17 protein-coding genes are annotated in these 22,444 nt (G+C 72.1%); 13 read left to right on the top strand and 4 right to left on the bottom strand.

Annotation, left to right across the window (positions count from 1 at the left end; genetic code table 11):
- Nucleotides 1–16 precede the first annotated feature (16 nt).
- Entirely contained in the window at nt 17–376 is a 360-nt protein-coding gene (locus tag O7634_RS20025; protein WP_278151646.1) for a YciI family protein, read from the top strand.
- A gap of 8 nt (nt 377–384) precedes the next feature.
- On the opposite strand, the gene O7634_RS20020 is transcribed toward O7634_RS20025, so the two are convergent.
- A complete protein-coding gene (locus O7634_RS20020; RefSeq protein ID WP_278154023.1) occupies nt 385–771 on the bottom strand; it encodes a cytidine deaminase in 387 nt (128 codons plus the stop codon).
- 2 nt (nt 772–773) lie between these two features.
- A complete protein-coding gene (locus tag O7634_RS20015) occupies nt 774–1,280 on the bottom strand; it encodes a CGNR zinc finger domain-containing protein (RefSeq protein WP_278151645.1) in 507 nt (168 codons plus the stop codon).
- A 166-nt stretch (nt 1,281–1,446) separates the two neighbouring features.
- On the opposite strand from O7634_RS20015, the gene hrpA reads away from it, so the two are divergent.
- Entirely contained in the window at nt 1,447–5,511 is a 4,065-nt protein-coding gene (gene hrpA / locus O7634_RS20010) for an ATP-dependent RNA helicase HrpA (protein ID WP_278151644.1), read from the top strand.
- 94 nt (nt 5,512–5,605) lie between these two features.
- Here hrpA and O7634_RS20005 read toward each other — a convergent pair whose 3' ends face one another.
- On the bottom strand, nt 5,606–6,538 hold the full coding sequence (locus tag O7634_RS20005; RefSeq protein ID WP_278151643.1) for a LysR family transcriptional regulator: 933 nt from the start codon (nt 6,536–6,538) through the stop codon (nt 5,606–5,608).
- 83 nt (nt 6,539–6,621) lie between these two features.
- On the opposite strand from O7634_RS20005, the gene O7634_RS20000 reads away from it, so the two are divergent.
- The 7 genes from O7634_RS20000 to O7634_RS19970 all read left to right on the top strand — a co-directional run bounded on the left by O7634_RS20000 (nt 6,622) and on the right by O7634_RS19970 (nt 14,894).
- On the top strand, nt 6,622–7,305 hold the full coding sequence (locus O7634_RS20000; RefSeq protein WP_278151642.1) for a succinate dehydrogenase cytochrome b subunit: 684 nt from the start codon (nt 6,622–6,624) through the stop codon (nt 7,303–7,305).
- A 1-nt stretch (nt 7,306) separates the two neighbouring features.
- Nucleotides 7,307–9,244, top strand: coding sequence for a fumarate reductase/succinate dehydrogenase flavoprotein subunit (locus O7634_RS19995; RefSeq protein WP_278151641.1), 1,938 nt, complete (start codon nt 7,307–7,309; stop codon nt 9,242–9,244).
- The gene (locus tag O7634_RS19990) at nt 9,241–10,005 is read left to right on the top strand and encodes a succinate dehydrogenase/fumarate reductase iron-sulfur subunit (protein WP_278151640.1); all 765 of its coding nucleotides are present in this window, start codon (nt 9,241–9,243) and stop codon (nt 10,003–10,005) included. Before O7634_RS19995 ends, O7634_RS19990 begins: the two co-directional genes overlap by 4 nt.
- Nucleotides 10,006–10,347: 342 nt before the next feature.
- Complete coding sequence (locus tag O7634_RS19985) at nt 10,348–11,532, top strand: zinc-dependent alcohol dehydrogenase (RefSeq protein WP_278151639.1); 1,185 nt, start codon at nt 10,348–10,350, stop codon at nt 11,530–11,532.
- A gap of 55 nt (nt 11,533–11,587) precedes the next feature.
- Nucleotides 11,588–12,541 carry an SDR family NAD(P)-dependent oxidoreductase gene (locus tag O7634_RS19980; protein WP_278151638.1) on the top strand — a complete coding sequence of 318 codons (954 nt, stop codon included), beginning with the start codon at nt 11,588–11,590 and terminating at the stop codon, nt 12,539–12,541.
- Between the two features lie 82 nt (nt 12,542–12,623).
- Nucleotides 12,624–13,634, top strand: a complete 1,011-nt coding sequence (locus tag O7634_RS19975; protein ID WP_278151637.1) for a serine hydrolase — start codon at nt 12,624–12,626, stop codon at nt 13,632–13,634.
- A gap of 159 nt (nt 13,635–13,793) precedes the next feature.
- Complete coding sequence (locus O7634_RS19970) at nt 13,794–14,894, top strand: MBL fold metallo-hydrolase (protein ID WP_278154022.1); 1,101 nt, start codon at nt 13,794–13,796, stop codon at nt 14,892–14,894.
- A 53-nt stretch (nt 14,895–14,947) separates the two neighbouring features.
- On the opposite strand, the gene dgt is transcribed toward O7634_RS19970, so the two are convergent.
- On the bottom strand, nt 14,948–16,459 hold the full coding sequence (gene dgt / locus O7634_RS19965; RefSeq protein WP_278151636.1) for a dGTP triphosphohydrolase: 1,512 nt from the start codon (nt 16,457–16,459) through the stop codon (nt 14,948–14,950).
- A gap of 122 nt (nt 16,460–16,581) precedes the next feature.
- Here dgt and O7634_RS19960 point away from each other — a divergent pair, with 122 nt between their 5' ends.
- The 4 genes from O7634_RS19960 (at nt 16,582) to O7634_RS19945 (ending at nt 22,311) form a co-directional block, all read left to right on the top strand.
- Nucleotides 16,582–18,993: a Tex family protein gene (locus tag O7634_RS19960; protein ID WP_278151635.1), complete on the top strand. Its 2,412-nt coding sequence runs from the start codon at nt 16,582–16,584 to the stop codon at nt 18,991–18,993.
- 386 nt (nt 18,994–19,379) lie between these two features.
- Nucleotides 19,380–19,808: a hypothetical protein gene (locus O7634_RS19955; RefSeq protein WP_278151634.1), complete on the top strand. Its 429-nt coding sequence runs from the start codon at nt 19,380–19,382 to the stop codon at nt 19,806–19,808.
- Nucleotides 19,809–20,125: 317 nt separating this feature from the next.
- Entirely contained in the window at nt 20,126–21,259 is a 1,134-nt protein-coding gene (locus O7634_RS19950) for an aminotransferase class I/II-fold pyridoxal phosphate-dependent enzyme (protein WP_278151633.1), read from the top strand.
- On the top strand, nt 21,256–22,311 hold the full coding sequence (locus O7634_RS19945; RefSeq protein ID WP_278151632.1) for a GNAT family N-acetyltransferase: 1,056 nt from the start codon (nt 21,256–21,258) through the stop codon (nt 22,309–22,311). Before O7634_RS19950 ends, O7634_RS19945 begins: the two co-directional genes overlap by 4 nt.
- The last annotated feature ends 133 nt before the right edge of the window (nt 22,312–22,444 follow it).

Below are 22,444 nucleotides of genomic sequence, written 5' to 3'. Positions count from 1 at the left end.
GCCATAGGGTACGAGCATGCGATTCGACCAGCACACGGTCGTGCTCCTGGCCCGCCCGTCGGATCCGCCGGAGCTGCCGCGGGACGCGATCGACAGGTTGCAGGACGCGCACCTGGCCCACCAGGCGGGCCTCGTGGAGCAGGGACTGGTGCTCGCCGCCGGGCCGTTCCTGCACGGCGACGACGAGCACCTCCGCGGGTTCGTCGTGCTCTCCATCGCGCCCGACGAGGCGCGCGCCCTCTTCGCCAACGACCCGGCCGTACGCGCCGGGCGCCTGGTCGCGCGGGTCACCACCTGGCTGCTGCCGGAGGGCAACCTGCGGTTCGAGGGCGTGCCGGTGCCCCGGTCGATGCTGGAGGCGGCCTCCGGCGACTGACGCGCCGGTCAGCCGGCCGCGCCGCTCCCGGCCGTCGTCGGCAGATCCGCGAGCCCGACCACCCGCGGGTCGTCCACCGGGCCGACGATCACCCGCAGCGCCGGGAAAGCCTCCCGCAGCACGTGTACGCAGCCGTCACACGGCGCTGTCACCGCACGGCCCCGGTCGGCGACCGTGACGATCGTCTCCAGCTCGGTGACGCCCTGGGTGGCGGCGGTGCCGATCACCACCAGCTCGGCGCAGACGCCTCCGCTCGCGTGCGCGATGTTCACCCCGCTGAAGACCCGCCCGTCGGCGGTGCGGCCAGCCGAGGCGACGGTGTGCCGCTGGCTGCGGCAGCGCAGCTTGGCGACCGCCGTCGCGGCCTGCACCAACGCCCGGTCGGTGTCCCGCATCGTCACTGTCGACCCCGGTTGCTCGTCGTCGTCCGATCCCGGTCGGGTCGGCTGCGGTCGCGGTACGCCCGCATCTTGGCCCGACTTCCGCAGATGCTCATCGTGCACCAGCGGCTGCGCCCGGCCGGGCTGTGGTCGTAGTACACCCAGCGGCACTCGTGCGCGGCGCACGCCTTCAGTCGCGGCCAGGTGCCGTCGGCCTCGGCGAGGAGGACGGTACAACCCACCCGGGCGGTGAGCGCGGCGGCCCCGGTCAGTCCGGGGCGGGGGGCCGGGCGGGCCCGCCCCACGCTGTCGATCTCGACGGTCAGCGGCGCGTCCCGGAAGAGCTCGGCCAGTGCGGCGGCGGTGTCCGGCGGCACATCCACACCGGTGTGGGCCTGGCAGGCGTCCCGCACCGCCTCACGCAGGCGGCGGGCCGCCGCCAGGTCCGCCGCGCCGACGGTGGTGGCCGGTAGGCCGTGCGATGCGCAGAAGTCGACCAGGTCGGCGACGGTGGCGAACCGCACCCATGCTGACTCGGCGTATCCGCGGCCTGCGCACCCCGCAACAGGCACGCACGGGTCCGGCGGACGCCGCGCCAGCGGAGATCACGCCGGTGGGCGGGCGCCCGGCCGGCGTCCGGCGGTAACCCAGGGGCGCTACGTCGCCGGGCTGCCTATCCTTGGGCACGACATGCAGAATCCAACCGCCTCCGTCGCGACCGACCCGGTACGCGAGCTGCACCGCCGTATCGCCCCGCTGATGTTCCGCGACCAGCGCCGCCTCCAGCGGCGACTGGACGGCACCCGGAAGCTGCGCGACCCGCAGCGCCGGGAGGCGGCGCTCACCGAGATCACCGCCGACGTGGGCAGGGCCGAGCAGCGGTTGGCCGCCCGCCAGGCGGCAGTGCCGGTCATCACGTACCCGGTGGGGTTGCCGGTCAGCGAGCGCAAGGACGACATCGCCGCCGCCATCCGTGACCACCAGGTGGTGGTCGTGGCGGGCGAGACCGGCTCCGGCAAGACCACCCAGATCCCCAAGATCTGCCTGGAGCTGGGGCGCGGCGTGCACGGCGTGATCGGGCACACCCAACCCCGGCGGCTGGCCGCCCGGACGGTCGCCGACCGGATCGCCGACGAGCTGGGCACCGAGCTGGGCGACGTGGTCGGCTACAAGGTGCGCTTCACCGACCAGGTGAGCGAGCGCAGCCTGGTGAAGCTGATGACCGACGGCATCCTGCTGGCCGAGTTGCAGACCGACCGGATGCTGCGCCAGTACGACACGCTGATCATCGACGAGGCGCACGAGCGCAGCCTGAACATCGACTTCATCCTCGGGTACCTGCGGGAGCTGCTGCCCCGGCGACCCGACCTCAAGGTGATCATCACCTCGGCGACCATCGAGACCGACAGGTTCGCCCGACACTTCGCCGGGCCACCCACCGCCGACCAGCCGGACGGCGTGCCCGCGCCGGTGGTCGAGGTGTCCGGACGCACCTACCCGGTGGAGGTGCGCTACCGGCCGTTGCTGGAGGTCACCGAGGGCGAGGAGGACGGCGACGGCGACGAGGAGAACGTCCGCGACCAGATCCAGGCGATCGGCGACGCCGTCGAGGAGTTGGCCGCCGAGGGCCCCGGCGACATCCTGGTCTTCCTCAGCGGCGAACGGGAGATCCGCGACACCGCGGACGCGCTGAACAAGCTGGTGCAGAAGAAGCGGTCCCTGCTCGGCACCGAGATCCTGCCGCTGTACGCGCGGCTCTCCGCCGCCGAGCAGCACCGCGTCTTCGCCGCGCACACCAACCGCCGGGTGGTGCTCGCCACCAACGTCGCGGAGACCTCGCTGACGGTGCCCGGCATCACCTACGTGGTGGACCCGGGCACCGCGCGGATCTCCCGTTACTCCAGCCGGCTCAAGGTGCAGCGGCTGCCGATCGAGCCGATCTCGCAGGCATCGGCGAACCAGCGCAAGGGCCGCTGCGGTCGTACCTCGGACGGCATCTGCATCCGCCTCTACGACGAGCAGGACTTCCTGTCCCGGCCGGAGTTCACCGACCCGGAGATCCTGCGCACCAACCTGGCGTCGGTCATCCTCCAGATGACAGCGATCGGGCTCGGCGACCTCGCCGCGTTCCCGTTCGTCGACCCGCCGGACAAGCGCAACATCGCCGACGGCGTCAACCTGCTGCACGAGCTGGGCGCGCTGAACCCGACCGAGGAGGACCCGGCCAAGCGGCTCACCGCGTTGGGCCGACGGCTGGCCCAGCTGCCGGTCGATCCGCGGCTGGCCCGGATGGTGGTCGAGGGCGAACGCAACGGCTGCGCCACCGAGGTGTTGGTGATCGCCGCCGCGCTCTCCATCCAGGACCCCCGGGAGCGGCCGGCGGAGAAGCAGGCCCAGGCAGACCAGGCGCACGCCCGGTTCGCCGACCGGGAGTCCGACTTCGTCGCGTACCTCAACCTGTGGCGCTACCTGCGCGAGCAGCAGCGGGAGTTGTCCTCCAGCGCGTTCCGCCGGATGTGCAAGGCGGAGTACCTGAACTACCTGCGCATCCGCGAGTGGCAGGACATCGTCAGCCAACTGCGCCAGGTGCTGCGTACCCCGGGCGAGGGCGACCGGCGCGGCGGGCGACCGCCACGCGACGCCGCCGCCGACGCGGACGCCGGCCGGGGTCGCCGGGGCGGCGCGGACCTGCCGGAGGAGATCGACACCCCGAAGGTGCACCAGTCGCTGCTGCCGGGCCTGTTGTCGCACATCGGCCTCAAGGACGCCCAGAAGCACGAGTACCTGGGGGCACGGGGGGCGAAGTTCGCGATCTTCCCCGGATCGGCGCTGTTCAAGAAGCCGCCGCGCTGGGTGATGGCCGCCGAGTTGGTGGAGACGTCCCGGCTGTGGGGCCGCATCGCCGGTCGGGTCGAACCGGAGTGGGTCGAGCCCCTCGCCCAGCACCTGGTCAAGCGCAGCTACAGCGAGCCGCACTGGGAGAAGAAGCAGGCCGCGGTGATGGCCTACGAGAAGGTCACCCTGTACGGCGTGCCGCTGGTCGCGTCGCGCAAGGTCAACTTCGGGCGGATCGACCCGACGCTGAGCCGGGAGCTGTTCATCCGGCACGCCCTCGTCGAGGGCGACTGGCAGACCCACCACCGGTTCTGGGCCGACAACAAGCGGCTGCTCGGCGAGATCGAGGAGTTGGAGAGCCGGGCCCGACGCCGGGACATCCTGGTCGACGACGAGACCATCTTCGGCTTCTACGACCAGCGGATCCCCGCCGACGTGGTCTCCGGCCGGCACTTCGACACCTGGTGGAAGAAGACCCGCCGGGAGCGGCCCGACCTGCTGACCTTCACCCGCGACCTGCTGGTCAACGACGGCCGCGCCGGGGTGGACGAGGGCGACTACCCGGACGAGTGGCAGGCCGACGGGGTACGTCTGCCGCTGACCTACCGGTTCGAGCCGGGCACGCCGGACGACGGCGTCACAGTGGACATCCCGCTGCCGCTGCTCAACCAGGTGCCGGCGGAGACCTTCGACTGGCAGGTGCCGGGGCTGCGCGAGGAGACCGTGATCGCGCTGATCCGGACACTGCCCAAGGCGATCCGGCGCAACTTCGTCCCGGTGCCGGACTACGCCCGCGCCGCCCTCGCGGCGATCACCCCCGGCGAGGAGCCGCTGCTCGACGCGCTCACCCGCCAACTGCGCCGGATGACCGGTGTCACCGTGCCGCGCGACGCGTGGGAGCCGGCGAAGCTCCCCACCCACCTGCGCGTCACGTTTCGGGTGCTCGGCGACGACGACAAGCCGGTCGCCGAGGGCAAGGACCTGCCGGCCCTGCAACGCCAACTGCGGCAGGAGGTACGCCAGGTCGTGGCGGCCGCCGCGCCGGAGGTGGCCCGGACGGGCCTGCGCGAGTGGAGCGTCGGCACCCTGCCACGGACCATCGAGCAGGTGCGGGCCGGGTACGCGGTCACCGCGTACCCCGCGCTCGTCGACGAGGGCGCGACGGTCGGGGTGAAGGTCTTCGACTCCCCCGCCGAGGCGGAGGCGGCGCACTGGGCCGGCACCCGCCGGCTGCTGCGGCTCACCGTGCCGTCCCCGGCGCGGTTCCTGCAGGGGCGGCTGAGCAACGAGGCGAAGCTGGCGTTGAGCCGCAACCCGCACGGCGGGGTGCAGGAGCTGATCGAGGACGCCGCGGGCGCGGCCATCGACCGGCTGATCGACGCGGCCGGCGGTCCGGCGTGGGACGCCGACGGCTTCGCCGCCCTGCGCGAGAAGGTCCGCGCCGACCTTGTCGACACGGTCGTCGAGGTGATGGACCGGGTCCGCCGGGTGCTCGCCGCCGCGTACGCCGTGGAGCAGCGCCTCGGCGCGACCCGCAACCTGGCCGTGGTCGCCGCGCTCGCCGACATCCGCAAGCAGCTCGCCGGGCTGGTGCACGCCGGTTTCGTCACCGAGACCGGGTACGCCCGCCTGCCCGACCTGCTGCGCTACCTCACCGCCATCGAGCGTCGCCTGGACCGCCTCGGCGGCAACCCGCAGCGCGACCGCCAGCAGCAGGACCGGATCGCCGTGGTGCAGAAGGAGTACGACGACCTGCTCGCCGCGCTGCCACCGGCCCGCCGGCAGGAGGCGGCGGTCCGGCAGATCCGCTGGATGATCGAGGAGCTGCGGGTGAACGTGTTCGCCCAGGCGTTGGGCACCCCGTACCCCGTCTCGGAACAGCGGATCTACCGCGCGATGGACGACGCCGAGGGCCGCTGAGGTCGGGACGGGCGCTCCCCGGCGCCTCGCTCCGGCCGGCGCGGCACCCGCTGGCCCGTCCCGGCCGGCCGGCACTGCGCCGCGCGGGGTGGGCTCAGGTCAGCGGCTCCACGCCGGGCGGCAGCTCGCCGAGGTCGATCGCCGAATGGACGTAGTCGAGGAGGATGCGCCGCAGCTCCCGACCGGCGTGGGTGGGCACGACGTCGCGCCGGCGGGCCACCGCGATGGTCCGCCGCACACCGGGCGGGGCGAGCCGGGTGATCCGTACGCCCGGCCGGCGGGCCAGCACGATGCCCGGGACCAGCGCGATGCCGAGCCCGGCCTCGACGAAGCTGAGCACGGCGTCCATCTCGCCGCCGTCCACCGCGAAGGTCGGCTCGAACCCCGCCTCCCGACACGCCTGGATGGTGGCGTCGCGCAGGTCGTAGCCCTCCCGGAACATCACCATCGGCTGGTCGCGCAGGTCGGTTATGCGCAGCTCCCGGGTGGTCGACGCGGTGGGCACCTCGTCCACCGAGGCCACCACCAGGCTCTCCCGCAGGATCGGGTCGACCCGCAGCCCCGGGTCGGCGCCCTGCGCGGGCATGATGATCAGGGCCAGGTCGAGGTCACCCCGGAGCAGGTCGCGCACCAGGTCCTGGGAGCCGCCCTCCTCGACCCGCAGGTCGATGGTCGGGTGCGCGTCGCGGAACCGGCGCAGCACCGGCGGCGCGAGCGAGGTGGCCAGGCTGGGCGTGGCCCCGAGCCGGACCCGGCCCCGGCGCAAGCCGACCAGCTCCTGCACCTCGCGGGTCGCGGTCTCCACGTCGGCGAGGATCCGGGTCGCCAACGGCAGCAGCACCTCGCCCGCCGCGGTGAGCGCGATGTTGCCCCTTACCCGCTCGAACAGCGGCGCCCCGAGGTCGGCCTCGAGAGCGTGAATTTGCTTACTGAGAGATGGCTGGGTGATGCCCACGATGTCGGCGGCTTGGGTGAAATGTCGTACTTCGGCCACCGCGACGAAGTACCTGAGCTGATGGAGCTGCATCTAAATAGCTTACGGCTATCAACACTGCGAGTTTGATGCATTGGACGACTGATCCAAGTGCTCCTAGCGTCGGTCTCGTGGTAATGACGAAAACTCGGTCGCCCATCCGCTCGAACGTCGGCCTCAAGGCCGTCATGGCGGTGACGGGCATCCTGCTGGTGCTGTTCCTGATCGCCCACATGCTCGGGAACCTCAAGGTGTTCGCGGGGGAGACCGCGTTCGACCACTACGCGCACTGGTTGCGCGACATCGGCAAGCCGCTGCTGCCCGGCGTCTGGTTCCTGTGGGGCCTGCGCGCCGTGCTGGTGGTCGCTGTCGTCGCCCATATCGTCGCCGCCACGGTGCTGGCCCGGCGCGCCCGAGCCGCCCGCCCGGTCAAGTACGCGCACCGCAAGAAGATCAACGGCAGCTACGCGGCCCGCACGATGCGCTGGGGCGGCGTGATCATCCTGCTGTTCGTGATCTACCACATCCTCGACCTGACCACCGGCACGCTGAACCCGGTCGGGAACGAGAGCAAGCCGTACGGCAACGTCGTCGCCGACTTCGCGCCGGAACGCTGGTACGTCACGCTCTTCTACACGCTCGCCATCGTCACGGTGGGCTTCCACCTGCGCCACGGCGCGTTCAGCGCGTTCCGCAGCCTCGGCCAGCAGACCCCGCGCGGTGAGCGCACGGCGCGTACCGCGGCCCTGCTCTTCGCCGTGCTGCTCTGCGCCGGGTACCTGGTGGTCCCGTTCGCCGTACTCACCGGATTGGTGTCCTGACATGGAACTCTTCACCGAGGGCGACCCGATCGCCGACACCAAGGCGCCCACCGGCCCGGTCGAGAAGCGTTGGGAGACCCGGCGCTTCGAGGCCAAGCTGGTCAACCCGGCCAACCGCCGCAAGATGACCGTGATCGTGGTCGGCACCGGCCTGGCCGGCGGATCGGCCGCGGCGACGCTGGCCGAGCAGGGCTACCACGTCAAGTCCTACTGCTACCAGGACAGCCCGCGCCGGGCGCACTCGATCGCCGCCCAGGGCGGCATCAACGCGGCGAAGAACTACAGAAACGACGGCGACTCGGTGCACCGGCTGTTCTACGACACCGTCAAGGGCGGCGACTTCCGCTCCCGGGAGTCGAACGTGCACCGCCTCGCCGAGGTGTCGGTCAACATCATCGACCAGTGCGTCGCCCAGGGTGTGCCGTTCGCCCGCGAGTACGGCGGCCTGCTGGACACCCGCTCCTTCGGCGGCGCGCAGGTGCAGCGCACCTTCTACGCCCGGGGCCAGACGGGCCAGCAGTTGCTGCTCGGCGCGTACCAGGCGCTGGAGCGGCAGATCGGCCTGGGCAACGTGGAGATGAACGCCCGGCACGAGATGCTCGAACTGGTCGTCATCGACGGCAAGGCCCGGGGCATCGTCGTGCGGGACCTGGTCACCGGTGAGATCAGCACCGAGATGGCCGACGCCGTGGTGCTCGCCTCCGGCGGCTACGGCAACGTCTTCTACCTCTCCACCAACGCCAAGGGCTGCAACGTCACCGCCACCTGGCGCGCGCACCGCAAGGGCGCGTACTTCGCCAACCCCTGCTACACGCAGATCCACCCGACCTGCATCCCGGTCTCCGGCGACCACCAGTCGAAGCTGACCCTGATGAGCGAGTCGCTGCGCAACGACGGTCGGGTCTGGGTGCCGAAGGCCAAGGGCGACGACCGCAGCCCGAAGGACATCGGAGAGGACGAGCGGGACTACTACCTGGAGCGGATCTACCCCTCCTTCGGCAACCTGGTCCCCCGCGACATCGCCTCCCGGGCCGCGAAGAACGTGTGCGACGAGGGGCGCGGCGTCGGGCCGACCAAGCTCGGCGTCTACCTCGACTTCGCCGACGCCATCGACCGGCTGGGCCGCAAGGCCATCGAGGGCAAGTACGGCAACCTCTTCGAGATGTACGAGCGGATCACCGGCGAGGACCCGTACGAGGTGCCGATGCGGATCTACCCCGCCGTGCACTACACGATGGGTGGCCTGTGGGTCGACTACGACCTCCAGTCGACGATCCCCGGCCTGTTCGTGATCGGCGAGGCCAACTTCTCCGACCACGGCGCGAACCGGCTCGGCGCGTCGGCGCTGATGCAGGGCCTCGCCGACGGCTACTTCGTGCTGCCCACCACCATCGCCAACTACCTGGCCTCCGGCCCCCTCGACAAGGTCGACGCCAGCCACCCGGCGGCGGTCGAGGCGCGTACCGACGTCGAGGACCGCATCCAGCGGCTGCTCGCCGTCGACGGCGACCGGACCGTGGACTCGTTCCACCGGGAGCTGGGCCAGATCATGTGGGAGCACTGCGGCATGGAGCGCAGCGATGCCGGGCTACGCAAGGCGATCGGCGAGATCCGCGACCTGCGCGAGCAGTTCTGGCAGCGGGTCAAGGTGTCCGGCACCGGCGAGGAGCTCAACCAGTCGCTGGAGAAGGCCGGCCGGGTGGCCGACTTCTTCGAGTTGGCCGAGCTGATGTGCATCGACGCCCTGCACCGCGAGGAGTCCTGCGGCGGCCACTTCCGGGCCGAGCACCAGACCCCCGACGGTGAGGCGCAGCGCGACGACGACCACTTCGCGTACGTGGCGGCGTGGGAGTTCACCGCCACCGGTGAGCCGTCCGTGCTGCACAAGGAAGACCTGAAGTTCGAATACGTCCACCCCACGCAGCGGAGCTACAAGTGAACCTGACCCTGCGCATCTGGCGCCAGAAGGGCCCTGAGGACAAGGGTCGGATGGTGACCTACCCGGTCGACGACGTGTCCCCGGACATGTCGTTCCTGGAGATGCTCGACGTGCTCAACGAGCGGCTGATCCTCGCCGGCGAGGACCCGGTGGCGTTCGACCACGACTGCCGCGAGGGCATCTGCGGCATGTGCGGTCTGATGATCAACGGCGACGCGCACGGTCCGCAGCGCGGCACCACCGCCTGCCAACTGCACATGCGGCAGTTCAAGGACGGCGAGACGATCGACATCGAGCCGTGGCGGGCCAGCGCCTTCCCGGTCGTCAAGGACCTGGTCGTCAACCGGAGCGCCTTCGACAAGATCATCGCGGCCGGCGGCTACATCACCGCGCCGACCGGCAGCGCGCCCGAGGCGCACGCCACCCCGGTGGCCAAGGCCAACGCGGACGCCGCCTTCGAGTCGGCGGCCTGCATCGGCTGCGGCGCCTGCGTGGCGGCCTGCCCGAACGGCTCCGGCATGCTCTTCACCGCCGCCAAGCTCACCCAACTCTCGCTGCTGCCGCAGGGCCAGCCGGAGCGCTACACCCGGGTGATCGGCATGGTCGACGCGCACGACGAGGCCGGCTTCGGTGGCTGCACCAACGCCGGCGAGTGCACCCCGGCCTGCCCGAAGGGCATCCCGCTGAACACCATCGGTCGGCTCAACCGCGACTACCTGGCGGCCACCGCGAAGGGCGCCAACAACACCCCCGGTTCCTGACCCGCGGGTGCCGCACCGCCGTGTCCCGGGTCGCCCGGGTGCGGCGGTGCGGCGTTTCCGGACCCGCCCGGCTGCCCGGCTGCCTGGCTGCCTGGCTGCCTGGCTGCCTGGCTGCCTGGCTGCCTGGCTGCCTGGCTGCCTGGCTGCCTGGCTGCCTGGCGATGATCCACTCGGCTTTCCTGACGTCGGGCGATCCGCGCGTGGTCGTAGGCCCGCCGTCAGGGAACCGACTCGATCACCCGGCCGCGAGTCGACGGCGAGACAACGGCCAACCCGGCAGGTTCAAGTGCCCCGACCCGGGTAGCAGTCTGTCGAGACGGACCGCGAGAGGGGACGAGGGACATGAAGGCACTGACCTGGCAGGGCAAGCGCGACGTACGGGTCGAGGACGTCCCGGACCCCCGGATCGAGGAGCCGACCGACGCGATCGTGAGGATCACCTCGACCGCGATCTGCGGCTCGGACCTGCACCTGTACGAGGTGCTCGGCCCGTACCTGAAGCCGGGTGACGTCCTGGGTCACGAGCCGATGGGCATCGTCGAGGAGGTCGGGCCGGCGGTGACCGGGCTGAAGCCGGGCGACCGGGTGGTGGTGCCGTTCAACATCGCCTGCGGTCACTGCTGGATGTGCGAGCGTCAGCTCTACGCGCAGTGTGAGACCACCCAGGTCACCGCGGAGGGCAAGGGTGCCTCGCTGTTCGGCTACACCTCGCTGTACGGCGCGGTCCCCGGCGGGCAGGCGGAGTACCTGCGGGTGCCGCAGGCCCAGTTCGGGCCGATCAAGATTCCGGAGACCGGCGCGGACGAGCGGTACCTCTACCTGTCCGACATCCTGCCCACCGCCTGGCAGGCGGTGAAGTACGCGGACACCCCGCCCGGCGGCACCCTCGCCGTGTTCGGGTTGGGTCCGGTCGGGCAGTTCTGCGCGCGGATTGGCCGGCACCTCGGCGCGGGCCGGGTGATCGGGCTGGACCTGGTGCCCGAGCGGCTGGAACTGGCCCGCCGGCACGGCATCGAGGTGCTCGACGTGCGCGAGTTGTCCGACGTGCCGGGCGCCCTGATCGACCTGGTCGACGGGCGCGGCCCGGACGCGGTGATCGACGCGGTCGGCATGGAGGCGCACGGCTCGCCGGCCGGCAAGTTGGCGCAGACCGCCGCCGGGTTGCTGCCGGACAAGCTGGCCCAGACGATGACCGACCGGGTGGGTGTGGACCGCCTGTCGGTGCTGCACGCCGCGCTCAAGGCGGTGCGTCGCGGTGGCACCGTGTCGATCTCCGGGGTGTACGGCGGCGAGGCCGACCCGATGCCGCTGATGGAGATGTTCGACAGGGGTGTCCAGCTGCGGATGGGGCAGTGCCACGTGCGGCGGTGGACCGACGAGATCCTGCCGCTGCTCGCCGGGGACGACGACCCGCTGGGGGTGGAGGACCTGCGTACCCACCGGATGCCGCTGGTCCGGGCGCCGCAGGCGTACGAGATGTTCCAGAAGAAGGAGGACGGCTGCATCAAGGTCGTGCTCCAACCGTGAGTGCGAGGAGTGAGCCGGGGTTGCGAGCCCCGCAGTCACGCACCTGGCAGGCACCGTGAGTCGGGTCGTGGTGGTCGTCGGCGCGACGAGCGGGATCGGCCGGGCGACAGCCCGGGCGTTCGCCGCGCGCGGCGACCGCCTCGTCCTCGCCGCCCGCGCCACCGACACCCTGGCCGAGGTACGCGCGGAGTGCGCCGACACCGAGGTGGTGACGGTGCCGACCGACATCAGCGAGCCGGAGGCGCTGGACGCGCTGGCGGCGGCGGCGATCGACAGCTTCGGCCGGATCGACGTGTGGGTGCACACGGCCGCGGTGATGGTCTACGGGAGCTTCGAGCAGGTGCCCGAACGGGTCTTCGACCAGGTGGTACGCACCGACCTGCTCAGCGCGGCCAGCTCGGTCCGGGTGGCGTTGCGGCACTTCCGGGCGGCCGGGGCCGGCACCGTCATCCTCACCGGCTCGGTGCTCGGGCACATCACCGCGCCGTACCTGAGCGCGTACGTGGCCAGCAAGTGGGGTTTGCAGGGTCTGGCGCGGACGGTGCAGCAGGAGCTGCGGGACAGCCCGGGTATCCGGTTGTGCCTGGTCAATCCCGGCAGCGTGGACACGCCCGTGTACCAGCAGGCGGCCAACTACCTGGGCCGGATCGGCCGGCCCCCGCCGCCGGTCGCCAGCGCGCGACGGGTGGCGCGGGCCATCGTGGACTGCGTCGACCGGCCCCGCCGCGAGGTCTCGGTGGGCCGACTCAACGTGGTGATGCGGGTCGGCTTCACCGCGCTGCCGGGGGTCTACGACGTCCTGGTCGGGCCGTTGATGCGGCTGGCCGGGCTGAGCGGAAAGCCGGTGGCGGCGCACGACGGCTCGGTCTTCGCCCCGAACCCGTCCGGCGAGGCGGTCAGCGGCGGCCACCTGCCGGACCTGCGGCAACTGGTGTCCGGACCGGTCAACGCGGTCGGCGCCGCGCTGCGTCGAGGGCCGGGCCGACTGTTCGGGATCGTTCGGAACTGATCGGGGACATCGATTGAGTCGATCATCTCGCCTAGCTTGGTGTGCCAGCAAGCGCTCCGGCGCACCACGATGGGGGAGACGATTGACTATCCGGCTGAACCGCAGGACGGCCCTCGGGCTCGGCACCATGGCCACCGCCGGCACGGTGTTGGGCACCGCCGCACCGGCCGGCGCCGCCGCGAGCACCGACGCGTCGCCGACCACCCCGACCCGGGCCGCCCGCCGGGTCGCCGCCACCTTCGAGAGGTACCGCGCCGAGGCCGGTGGCAACTGGCAGGCGTACGTCAGCGTGGCTGACCCGGCCGGCCCGCCGGTGGTGGCGGTGGCGGCGGACGCGGACCGGCGGATCGAGGCGTACAGCGTCAACAAGATCGCGGTCGCCACGGCGGTGCTCGACAAGGTCGACCGGAGGCTGCTCACCCTGGACCAGCGGGTCGAGGTCACCGAGGCGATCGTCGTGCCGGGCGGGGACGGCATCTTCAGCCTGGACGGCGCGTACCCGAGCCTGGTGACCCTCGGGCACGTGCTGGTCAACCTGCTGACCGTCTCCGACGACACGGCGGTACGGCTGTGCGGGCTGGTCGCCCCGGCCGCCGAGATCAACTCGATTCTGCTGGCCAAGGGTTTCCCGAACACCCAGGTCCAGCCGGTGGCCAACCCGAACCGGTTCTTCCTCGGCACCAGCACCCCCCGGGAGACGCACGACCTGCTGCGCGCCCTGGTCGGCGGCACGCTGCTCTCCCCCGCCTCGACGACGTACCTGTTGGGCCTCCTGCGTTCCCCGGTGGCGTTCACCGACGGCATCCGGCGCACCATGTCCTCGGACGAGCGGACCCGCGTCGCCACCAAGGCCGGTTGGTACGCGGACGCCCGGCACGAGGCCGGGGTGATCTTCGACCGTTCCGGCGCGGCGGTGCTCACCTACGCGCTCTTCGCCGACGGGCAGGCCGACCCGGAGGACTTCGGCGCCACCCACCCGGCCGTGCAGGCGCGGGCGGAGATGGGACCCCGGTTCCTGGCGGCGGTGGACCGGATCGCCGGCGTGGGCACGACGTACCGGAGCGCCGCCCGACGCCCGAGCAACGGCGGCTGATCCGCGTCCCCGGGTCGGTCGCCACGGGCGACCGACCCGGGGTGGCGACCGCCGACGCGCGGGCCGACCCGGGTGGCTACCGTGGAGGGCGGACACGTCGGAGGGACGGCAATGGCACGAGCGCAGGGCACGGACGTCGAACGGTCGCTCGCGCGACGGATGCGGGGGGCGGCCGGCCTGGCCGCGCTGGCCGGGTTGGCGTGGGTCGCCCGGGATGTGCCGGCGGCGCTGGGCGGTCGGCTCAGCGGCGCGCGGGCCGAGCGGGCCGCGCGCTCACCCCAGTTCCGTGACGGCACCTTCCACAACCGGGCCGGCACCCGCACCATGGTCGCCGAGCCGGGCCGCAACCTGCTCCGCGAGCTGGTCTTCGGCAAGCAGAAGCGCCGCCCGAGCGCGCCCGTGCCACTGCTGCGGCCCACCGCGCCGGCGGGCGACCCGGCGCGGGCCGCCGACGAACTCGCCGTCGTCTGGTACGGCCACGCGTCCACGCTCGTCGAGATCGAGGGTCGGCGGGTGCTGCTCGACCCGGTGTGGAGCGACAGGTGCTCACCCTCGGCTCTGGTCGGCCCGCGCCGACTGCACGAGCCGCCGGTGGGCATCGAGGAGCTGCCTCCGCTGGACGCCATCCTGATCTCGCACGACCACTACGACCACCTCGACATGGGCACCGTGCGGGCGCTGCTCGCCGGGCAGTCCGCGCCGTTCCTGGTGCCGCTCGGCGTGGGCGCGCACCTGGACCGGTGGGGCGTGCCCGCCGAGCGGATCATCGAGCTGGACTGGTCCGAGTCGCACCGGGTCGCCGGGCTGACGATCACCGCCACCGCCGCCCAGCACTTCTCCGGGCGCGGGCTGCGCCGCGACGGCACGCTCTGGAGCTCCTGGGTGGTGGCCGGGGCACGCCGCCGGGTCTTCTACACCGGCGACTCCGGCTACTTCGACGGGTACGCCGAGATCGGCGCCGCGCACGGCCCGTTCGACGTGACGCTGATGCAGATCGGCGCGTACGACAGGGCCTGGCCGGCCATCCACATGTTCCCCGAGGAGGCGGTCAGCGCCCACCTCGACCTGCGCGGCGGGCTGTTCGTTCCGGTGCACTGGGCCACGTTCAACCTGGCCCTGCACGACTGGTCCGAGCCGGTCGACAGGCTGTGGGCCGAGGCGAAGGCGCGCGACGTCCGGCTCGCCGTGCCCCGCCCCGGCGAGCGGGTGGTGGTCGACGAGCCGCCCGCCGTCGACGGCTGGTGGCAGGCCGTCGCCTGACCTACCGGGGCGGGACAGCCCGACCAGGCGCGGCCCGGCTCGGCCGGGCCGGTTCAGAGCACGAACGCGTCGGTCCAGAGGGCGCCGGAGCGGCCGGAGAGGGCGTCCAGCATCGCCACCGCCTGACCGTCGGTGAGCTGCGCGACGAAGTCCACGATGGCCCGGCCCCGGGCCCGGCCGATCCGGTCCGGGGTACGCGGGTGCAGCTCCGCCTCGGCCAACTCGACGAGGTCGTGCAGCCGGCGGGGCAGCCGGGACTCCTCCGCCGGGTCGAGCAGCCACTCCCACAGCGCCTCGACCAGGGTGCCCAGCAGCCGGGCCTGGCCGCGCTGGTGCAGGGCCAGATCCGGGCGGGCCAGCACGAACCGGTGGTGGACGAACTTGAGCACCTGCACCTCGTGCCACTGGGCGCAGCCCAGCAGCACGTGCCCGGAGCGCACCGACGGCGCGTCGGTGACGGTGATCGCCTCGACGAAGCGGGTGGACCAGCGGGCGGAGAACCGCGACACGTACTGTTCGGCCTCGATCGAGCCGTCGAACGGCATGGCGAGCAGCCCGTCGACCAGCTCCTCCCGGACGTGCTCGACGGCGGCGGCGAACGCGTCGTCGTCGGCGACCCAGGCGTCCTTGCGATGCAGTTGCCGCCGCAGCCGTTCGATCGCCGCGCCGGGCCGACGGGCGGCGGTGGCCAGCGCCGCGTCGGTGATCGCCCGGAAGTGTCCGCTCTCCCGCTGCCAGGCCATCAGCTCGGCGGAGACCGCTCCCTGCTGGAGCACGCCGACCCGGTAGAAGTCCTCCACGTCGTGGATGGCGTACGCGATGTCGTCGGCGGTGTCCATCACCGACGCCTCCACGGTCTGCTGCCAGTCCGGGATGCGGCCGACGAACGGTTCCCGGGCCTGCCGCAGGTCGTCCAGCTCGGTCCGGTACGCGCCGAACTTCGACGAACCGCTCTCCGGGTCGTCGGGCGGCGGGGTGGCCCCGCGCGGCCGCGGGTCCATGCTGCGCGGGTGCGGGTCGGGGTGGTCCAGCCGCGTCCACGGGTACTTCAGCATCGCCGCGCGCACCGCGGCGGTCAGGTCCAGGCCGGTGGTGGCCGCGCCGCCGATCTCGGTGCTGGTGACGATCCGGTACGACTGCGCGTTGCCCTCGAAGCCGTCGGCGAGGCCGAGGCGCTGCCGGGCCAGCCGGTCCAGCACCCGCTCCCCCAGGTGTCCGAACGGCGGGTGGCCGAGGTCGTGGGCGAGCGCCGCCGCCTCCACCACGTCGGGGTCGAGGCCGCCGAGCTTGTCCAGCAGGTCACGCCAGCGCTCGTCGGCGGTCAACCGCTCGGCGATCGCCCGGCCCACCTGGGCGACCTTGAGGCTGTGGGTGAGCCGGTTGTGCACCAGCAGCCCGGAGCCGACCGGGCTGATCACCTGGGTGACGCCGCCGAGGCGGGCGAAGAACGGCGAGCCGACGATCCGGTCCCGGTCGGCCCGGAACGGGTTGGCCGTGAGGTCGCCGAGGGCTCGGGCGCTGCCGCCGAAGAGCCGACGGGCGCGGGGCTCCGCAGCGGTTTCCATGATCGCCACGCTAGCGCAGGCCACGCGGGACCGCCGCCGGTCGGCGGCCAGCCGCGACGACAGCCGTCGGGGGCGCCCGGCAGAATGCAGGCGGTACCCACTTCTGAAGGCGGATCGAGATCGTGACCCAGTCTGTTCATCAGCGGATCGCCGACGAGCTCGGCGTGGCGGAGCGTCAGGTGCGGGCGGCCGTGGAGCTGCTCGACGGCGGCGCCACAGTGCCGTTCATCGCCCGTTACCGCAAGGAGGCCACCGGCCTGCTCGACGACACCCAGCTGCGCACCCTGGAGGAGCGGCTGCGCTACCTGCGCGAACTGGACGAGCGGCGGGCTGCGGTGCTGGAGTCGATCCGCGGGCAGGGCAAGCTGGACGAGGCCCTGGAAGCGCAGATCATGGCCGCCGACTCGAAGTCCCGGCTGGAGGACATCTACCTGCCGTACAAGCCCAAGCGGCGGACCCGGGCACAGATCGCCCGGGAGGCCGGCCTCGCCCCGCTGGCCGAGACGCTGCTGGCCGACCCCGGTCAGGACCCGCGCGCCACCGCGGCCGGGTTCGTCGACCCGGAGAAGGGCGTCGCCGACGCGGCCGCCGCGCTGGAGGGCGCGCGGGCGATCCTCATCGAGACCTTCGCCGAGGACGCCGACCTGATCGGCACGCTGCGCGAGCAGATGTGGTCGCGGGGCCGCCTGGTGTCCCGGGTACGCGAGGGGCAGGAGTCGGCCGGAGCGAAGTTCGCCGACTACTTCGACTTCTCCGAGCCGTACCCGAAGCTGCCCTCGCACCGCATCCTGGCCATGTTCCGGGGTGAGAAGGAGGGCGTGCTCGACCTGACCATGGAGCCCGACGAGGCGGGCGAGGCCGACGCCGTCCCGACCGGCCCGAGCCGCTACGAGGCGATGATCGCCGGCCGGTTCGGGGTGTCCGACGCGGGTCGCCCGGCCGACCGCTGGCTGGCCGACACGGTGCGCTGGGCGTGGCGTACCCGGATCCTCATCCACCTCGGCGCGGACCTGCGGATGCGGCTGTGGCAGGCGGCCGAGGAGGAGGCGGTGCGGGTCTTCGCCACGAACCTGCGCGACCTGCTGCTCGCCGCGCCGGCCGGCACCCGACCCACGATGGGACTGGACCCGGGCCTGCGCACCGGCGTGAAGGTGGCCGTGGTCGACGCCACCGGCAAGGTGGTCGCCACCGACACCATCTATCCGCACGAGCCGCGCCGGCAGTGGGACGCGTCGGTGGAGACCCTCGCTCGGCTGGCCGGCGCGCACGGGGTGGAGCTGATCGCGATCGGCAACGGCACCGCGTCGCGGGAGACCGACAAGCTCGCCGGCGACCTCATCGCCCGGCACCCGCAGCTCAACCTGACCAAGGTGATGGTCTCCGAGGCCGGCGCGTCGGTCTACTCCGCCTCCGCGTACGCGGCGCAGGAGCTGCCGGGGATGGACGTGTCGCTGCGCGGCGCGGTGTCCATCGCCCGCCGCCTCCAGGACCCCCTGGCCGAGCTGGTCAAGATCGACCCGCGGTCCATCGGTGTGGGTCAGTACCAGCACGACCTGTCCGAGGTGAAGCTGTCCCGGTCGCTGGACGCGGTCGTGGAGGACTGCGTCAACGCCGTCGGGGTGGACGTCAACACGGCCTCCGCGCCGCTGCTGACCCGGGTCTCCGGGATCGGGGCCGGGCTGGCCGAGAACATCGTGCTGCACCGGGACGCCAACGGGCCGTTCCGCTCGCGTACCGACCTGAAGAAGGTGGCCCGGCTCGGGCCGAAGGCGTTCGAGCAGTGCGCGGGCTTCCTGCGCATCCCCGACGGCGACGACCCGCTGGACTCCTCCAGCGTGCACCCCGAGGCGTACCCGGTGGTGCGGCGCATCCTCGCCAGCACCGGGCAGGACCTGCGCGCGGTGATCGGCAGGAGCGCGATCCTGCGCGGCCTGCGGGCCACCGACTTCGTCGACGACCGGTTCGGTCTGCCCACCGTCACCGACATCCTCGCCGAGTTGGAGAAGCCGGGCCGGGACCCGCGGCCGGAGTTCCGTACCGCGACCTTCGTCGAGGGCGTGGAGAAGATCAGCGACCTGACGCCGGGCATGGTGCTGGAGGGCGTGGTCACCAACGTGGCGGCGTTCGGCGCGTTCGTCGACGTCGGGGTGCACCAGGACGGTCTGGTGCACGTCTCGGCGATGTCCCAGACCTTCGTCAAGGACCCCCGCGAGGTGGTGAAGTCCGGTGACGTGGTCAAGGTGCGGGTGCTCGACGTGGACGTACCCCGCAAGCGCATCTCGCTGACCCTGCGCCTGGAGGACGAGCCGGGCGCCGACGCCGGCCGGGGCGGCCGGACCAACCAGGAGGGTCGCGGCGGTCAGCGCGGCCCGGGCGGTCGCGGCGGCCAGGGCTCGCCGACCGGGCAGGGCGGTCGCGGCTCGCAGGGTGGTCGCGGTGGTCAGGGTGGTCGCGGTGGTCAGCAACGGCACGGCGGTTCGGCTCCGACCAATGACGCGATGGCGGAGGCCCTGCGCCGCGCCGGACTGGTCTGACCAGACCAACGGCGACACCGCCCGGGGTGCCTCCAGGACGGCGGGCATCCCGGGCGACGTTCGCGGGTAGATCTCGGACAGTTCCCGTTAGGCGGGCGGGCTCAACCGGTGGCCGTCGTTCGAGTGGACCGGCGGGCGACCGGGCCGGCAGATGGGCGCAGCCAGGGCTGCGGCAGGCGCGGAACCTGTTCGACGCCGGGTCGCCGGGAGACGTACCGGCCGGCGTTGGGTGTGGACGGCCCGACCTGGGCGGGCGCGGATGGGCACCGGAACAGGCGACCACCGCGCTTCCGTACCACGTCGAGACGAACCCGGTGATGGCGGCGATCGCCCGGCGTACGCTGCGGGTCGTACTCGAACAGGCCCGGTCGCGTACCGTCGACGTCGTGAGTGAGCCCGACGGCCGGACGTGGCGGGAGCAGCAGCGGCACGCGGTGCGCGCGCACGCCGACGCGGACGCGCGGCGGCGGGCCGCAGAGCGGGCCGAGGCGGCGGAGCTGGTGGCCTGGTTCGTGGCGGAGGCGACCCGGCGCGGGCTTCCTCCCACCCGGCTCGTCGCCCGTGCCTACGATGCCCGCGGCCGGTACCGGACCCGGCTCACCGGATGGTATGTGGACCAGGCCCGGAGCCGGGCGGTCGACGTGGACGGGAACTTCTACCTCCTGACCGTGGCGGGCGGTCTGCGGGCCTGGGTCCTCGGCGCCGAGCCCGAACCGACCGCACCGCCATTGATCGTCGGCGCGGGCGGCCGGGACGGGGAGTCGATCCCGCTGCGTGCCCTGCTCGCCCGCCGGCTCGACGCCAGCGACGACTAGGGCCGCAGCGCACCGCCGGTCCGGCGGAGGCGTCGTCCGACAGCGAGAGCCGCCCGACCGTCCTGCACCCGACGTCCACCGGCACGGGTCCCCGCTGGATGACCCTGCCGGAGTACCCGTGTCCGTCCGGCCTGCTTCACGTTGTTCAAGAGGGCTGGTCCCCAGTACGACATTTGAAGGCTTTTCTGCTTTTGGGTTATATAACCGGTTTCACATGAATTAGCCGATCGGAGGGTGGGCGGTGCTGGTGTCCTGGCGTCGGAGCCCCGGGGCGGCCTCGGCCATGAGTCCGCAATCCCGGACCTGGGGTGACAAGCATGACGAGTGACACGATCCATCTGTCCCCGCCCGACATCGGCCCGCTCGAGGAGCAATACGCGACGGCGGCGATCAGGTCCGGGTGGGTGGCGCCGCTGGGCCCGGAGGTCGACGCCTTCGAGTCGGAGATGGCACGCCGGGTCGGCACGGCACACGCAGTAGCGACCAACTCGGGAACGGCCGCTCTGCACCTCGGGCTGCTGGCACTGGGGGCCGGACCCGAACGGGTCGTGGTCGTGCCGACGCTGACCTTCGCGGCTACCGCCAACGCGGTCGTCTACACCGGCGCGCGACCGTTCTTCGTCGACTGTGACCCGTCGACCGGAAACCTCGACGTCGGCCTGCTCGACGAGACCCTCACCCGGCTGCGGCGGGACGGTCGTCAGGTAGCGGCAGTGATTCCGGTGGACATGTTCGGACGGTGCGCAGACTACGAGCGCATCCTGCCGATCTGCGCGCAGTCCGGCGTGCCGGTCCTGGAGGACGCGGCGGAGGCGCTCGGCTCCACCCGGGCGGGACAGGCGGCAGGATCCTTCGGGCGCGCCGGAGTCCTGTCGTTCAACGGCAACAAGATCATCACCACGTCGGGCGGCGGCATGTTGCTCACCGACGACGCGGCTGTCGCCGATCGGGTCCGATACCTGGCAACGCAGGCACGACGACCCGTGTCGCACTACGAACACGCCGATATCGGTTACAACTACCGGCTCAGCAACATCCTCGCCGCGATCGGGCGCGCACAGCTACGGCGCCTGGACTCGATGATCGGTCGACGGCGGGACATGCGGGAGCAGTACGCCAAGATGTTCGCCGCCGTGCCCGGTGTCCACCTACTGGGAGAGGGCGACCAGGGCGACAACTGCTGGTTGACGGTCATCGTGGTCGACCCCGGCGAGGCGGGCTGGGAAGCCCGGGACCTGGCCGGCTACCTCGCCGATCGGCACATCGAGACCCGACCGGTCTGGATGCCGATGCACCTGCAACCGGTCCACATCGGTGTCGAGGCGGCGCTGACCGGAGCCGCCGAGCGGCTCTTCACCACCGGGCTGACGCTGCCCAGCGGCTCCGCGATGACCGAGTCCCAGCGCGCGCGAGTGGGGCAGGCGATCGACGACTTCCTGACCAGCCGATGAGCGCGACGTTCGCGGTCGGGGGCGCCAACGGTGAGTCGGGCCTACTTGATGCCGACTGCCCGGACGTGTACTTCACCTCGGCGTACGGAACGGCTACGGCAGCGGTGGACTCCGGCCGCTGGCAGGTCGCCCACGAACACGACCGGTTGATCGTGCCGTACGTGTCGCGTCCCGCGAGTGAGACAGAGACCGACGCCGTGACTCCGTACGGATATGCCGGTGTCCACGTCGATCCCGGCTGCTCGTCAGCCGACCTCGCACGGTTCTGGAGCCGGACGGTCGCCCACTGGCGGCAGACCAGGACCGTCACCGTGTTCCTGCGCTTCTCGCCCCTGGACCCGGCGTCGCTGGAGGCCGTCCGGAGACTCGGACAGGTCGACCTCGCCCAGCGGCAAGACACGATCTGCGTGACAGTGTCCCAGGGGCCCGACCGGGTGTGGGACGGCATGCAGGGGCGCGCCCGCACGGCGATCCGGAAGGCCCACACCTGCGGACTCACCGCCGCCGTCCGGCCGGCCGGCCCACCCGACCTCGTGCCCGGCTCTCCGTTCCGGAGGCTGTACGAGTCGACCATGATCCGGCTCGAGAGCCAGCCGTGGTACCTCTTCCCCGACCACTATTACCGGCAGTTGGCCGCCGGGCTGGACAAGGCGCTGTCCCTGGCAGAGGTCCGCGACGCGGAAGGAAACGTGGTGGCGTCCGCGCTCGTGCTGCGCCATCGGGACCGGGCTCATTACCACCTGGCTGGTTCGGATCCGACCGCCAGCCGTCTCGGCGCCAACAACCTGCTGGTCTGGACGATCCTCAGCTGGGCCGCGGAGAGCGGCTGCCGCGTGGTTCACCTCGGCGGTGGGGTTCGGCCCGATGACGGCCTGTTCCGATTCAAGCGGTCCTTCGGAGGGACCAGGACCTCGTTCTGGACGGGTTCCATGGTGGTCGATCCGGACCGCTACCCGGCTTTGGTCGCGGCGCGCGCCCGGCAACTGGGCAGATCCACCGACGAGCTGGTGTCGACCGGCTTCTTTCCCGCCTATCGCGCCACTGTTCATTGACCTCCCCTGCTCCATGGAGCGACCTGCCTGGCGACAACCAACGAACGGATAGAGATCGGCTGGATGTCCGAGTTGCCGGGCAGATGATCCTGATGGCCATCGGTCTTTGTGAGGGCAAAGCATTGTCATACCA

The sequence above is a fragment of the Micromonospora sp. WMMD1120 genome (assembly GCF_029626235.1).
Classification (GTDB): domain Bacteria; phylum Actinomycetota; class Actinomycetes; order Mycobacteriales; family Micromonosporaceae; genus Micromonospora.
The sequence above is the reverse complement of the archived record's forward strand: the minus strand, read 5'-3'. Positions and strand labels throughout refer to the sequence as shown.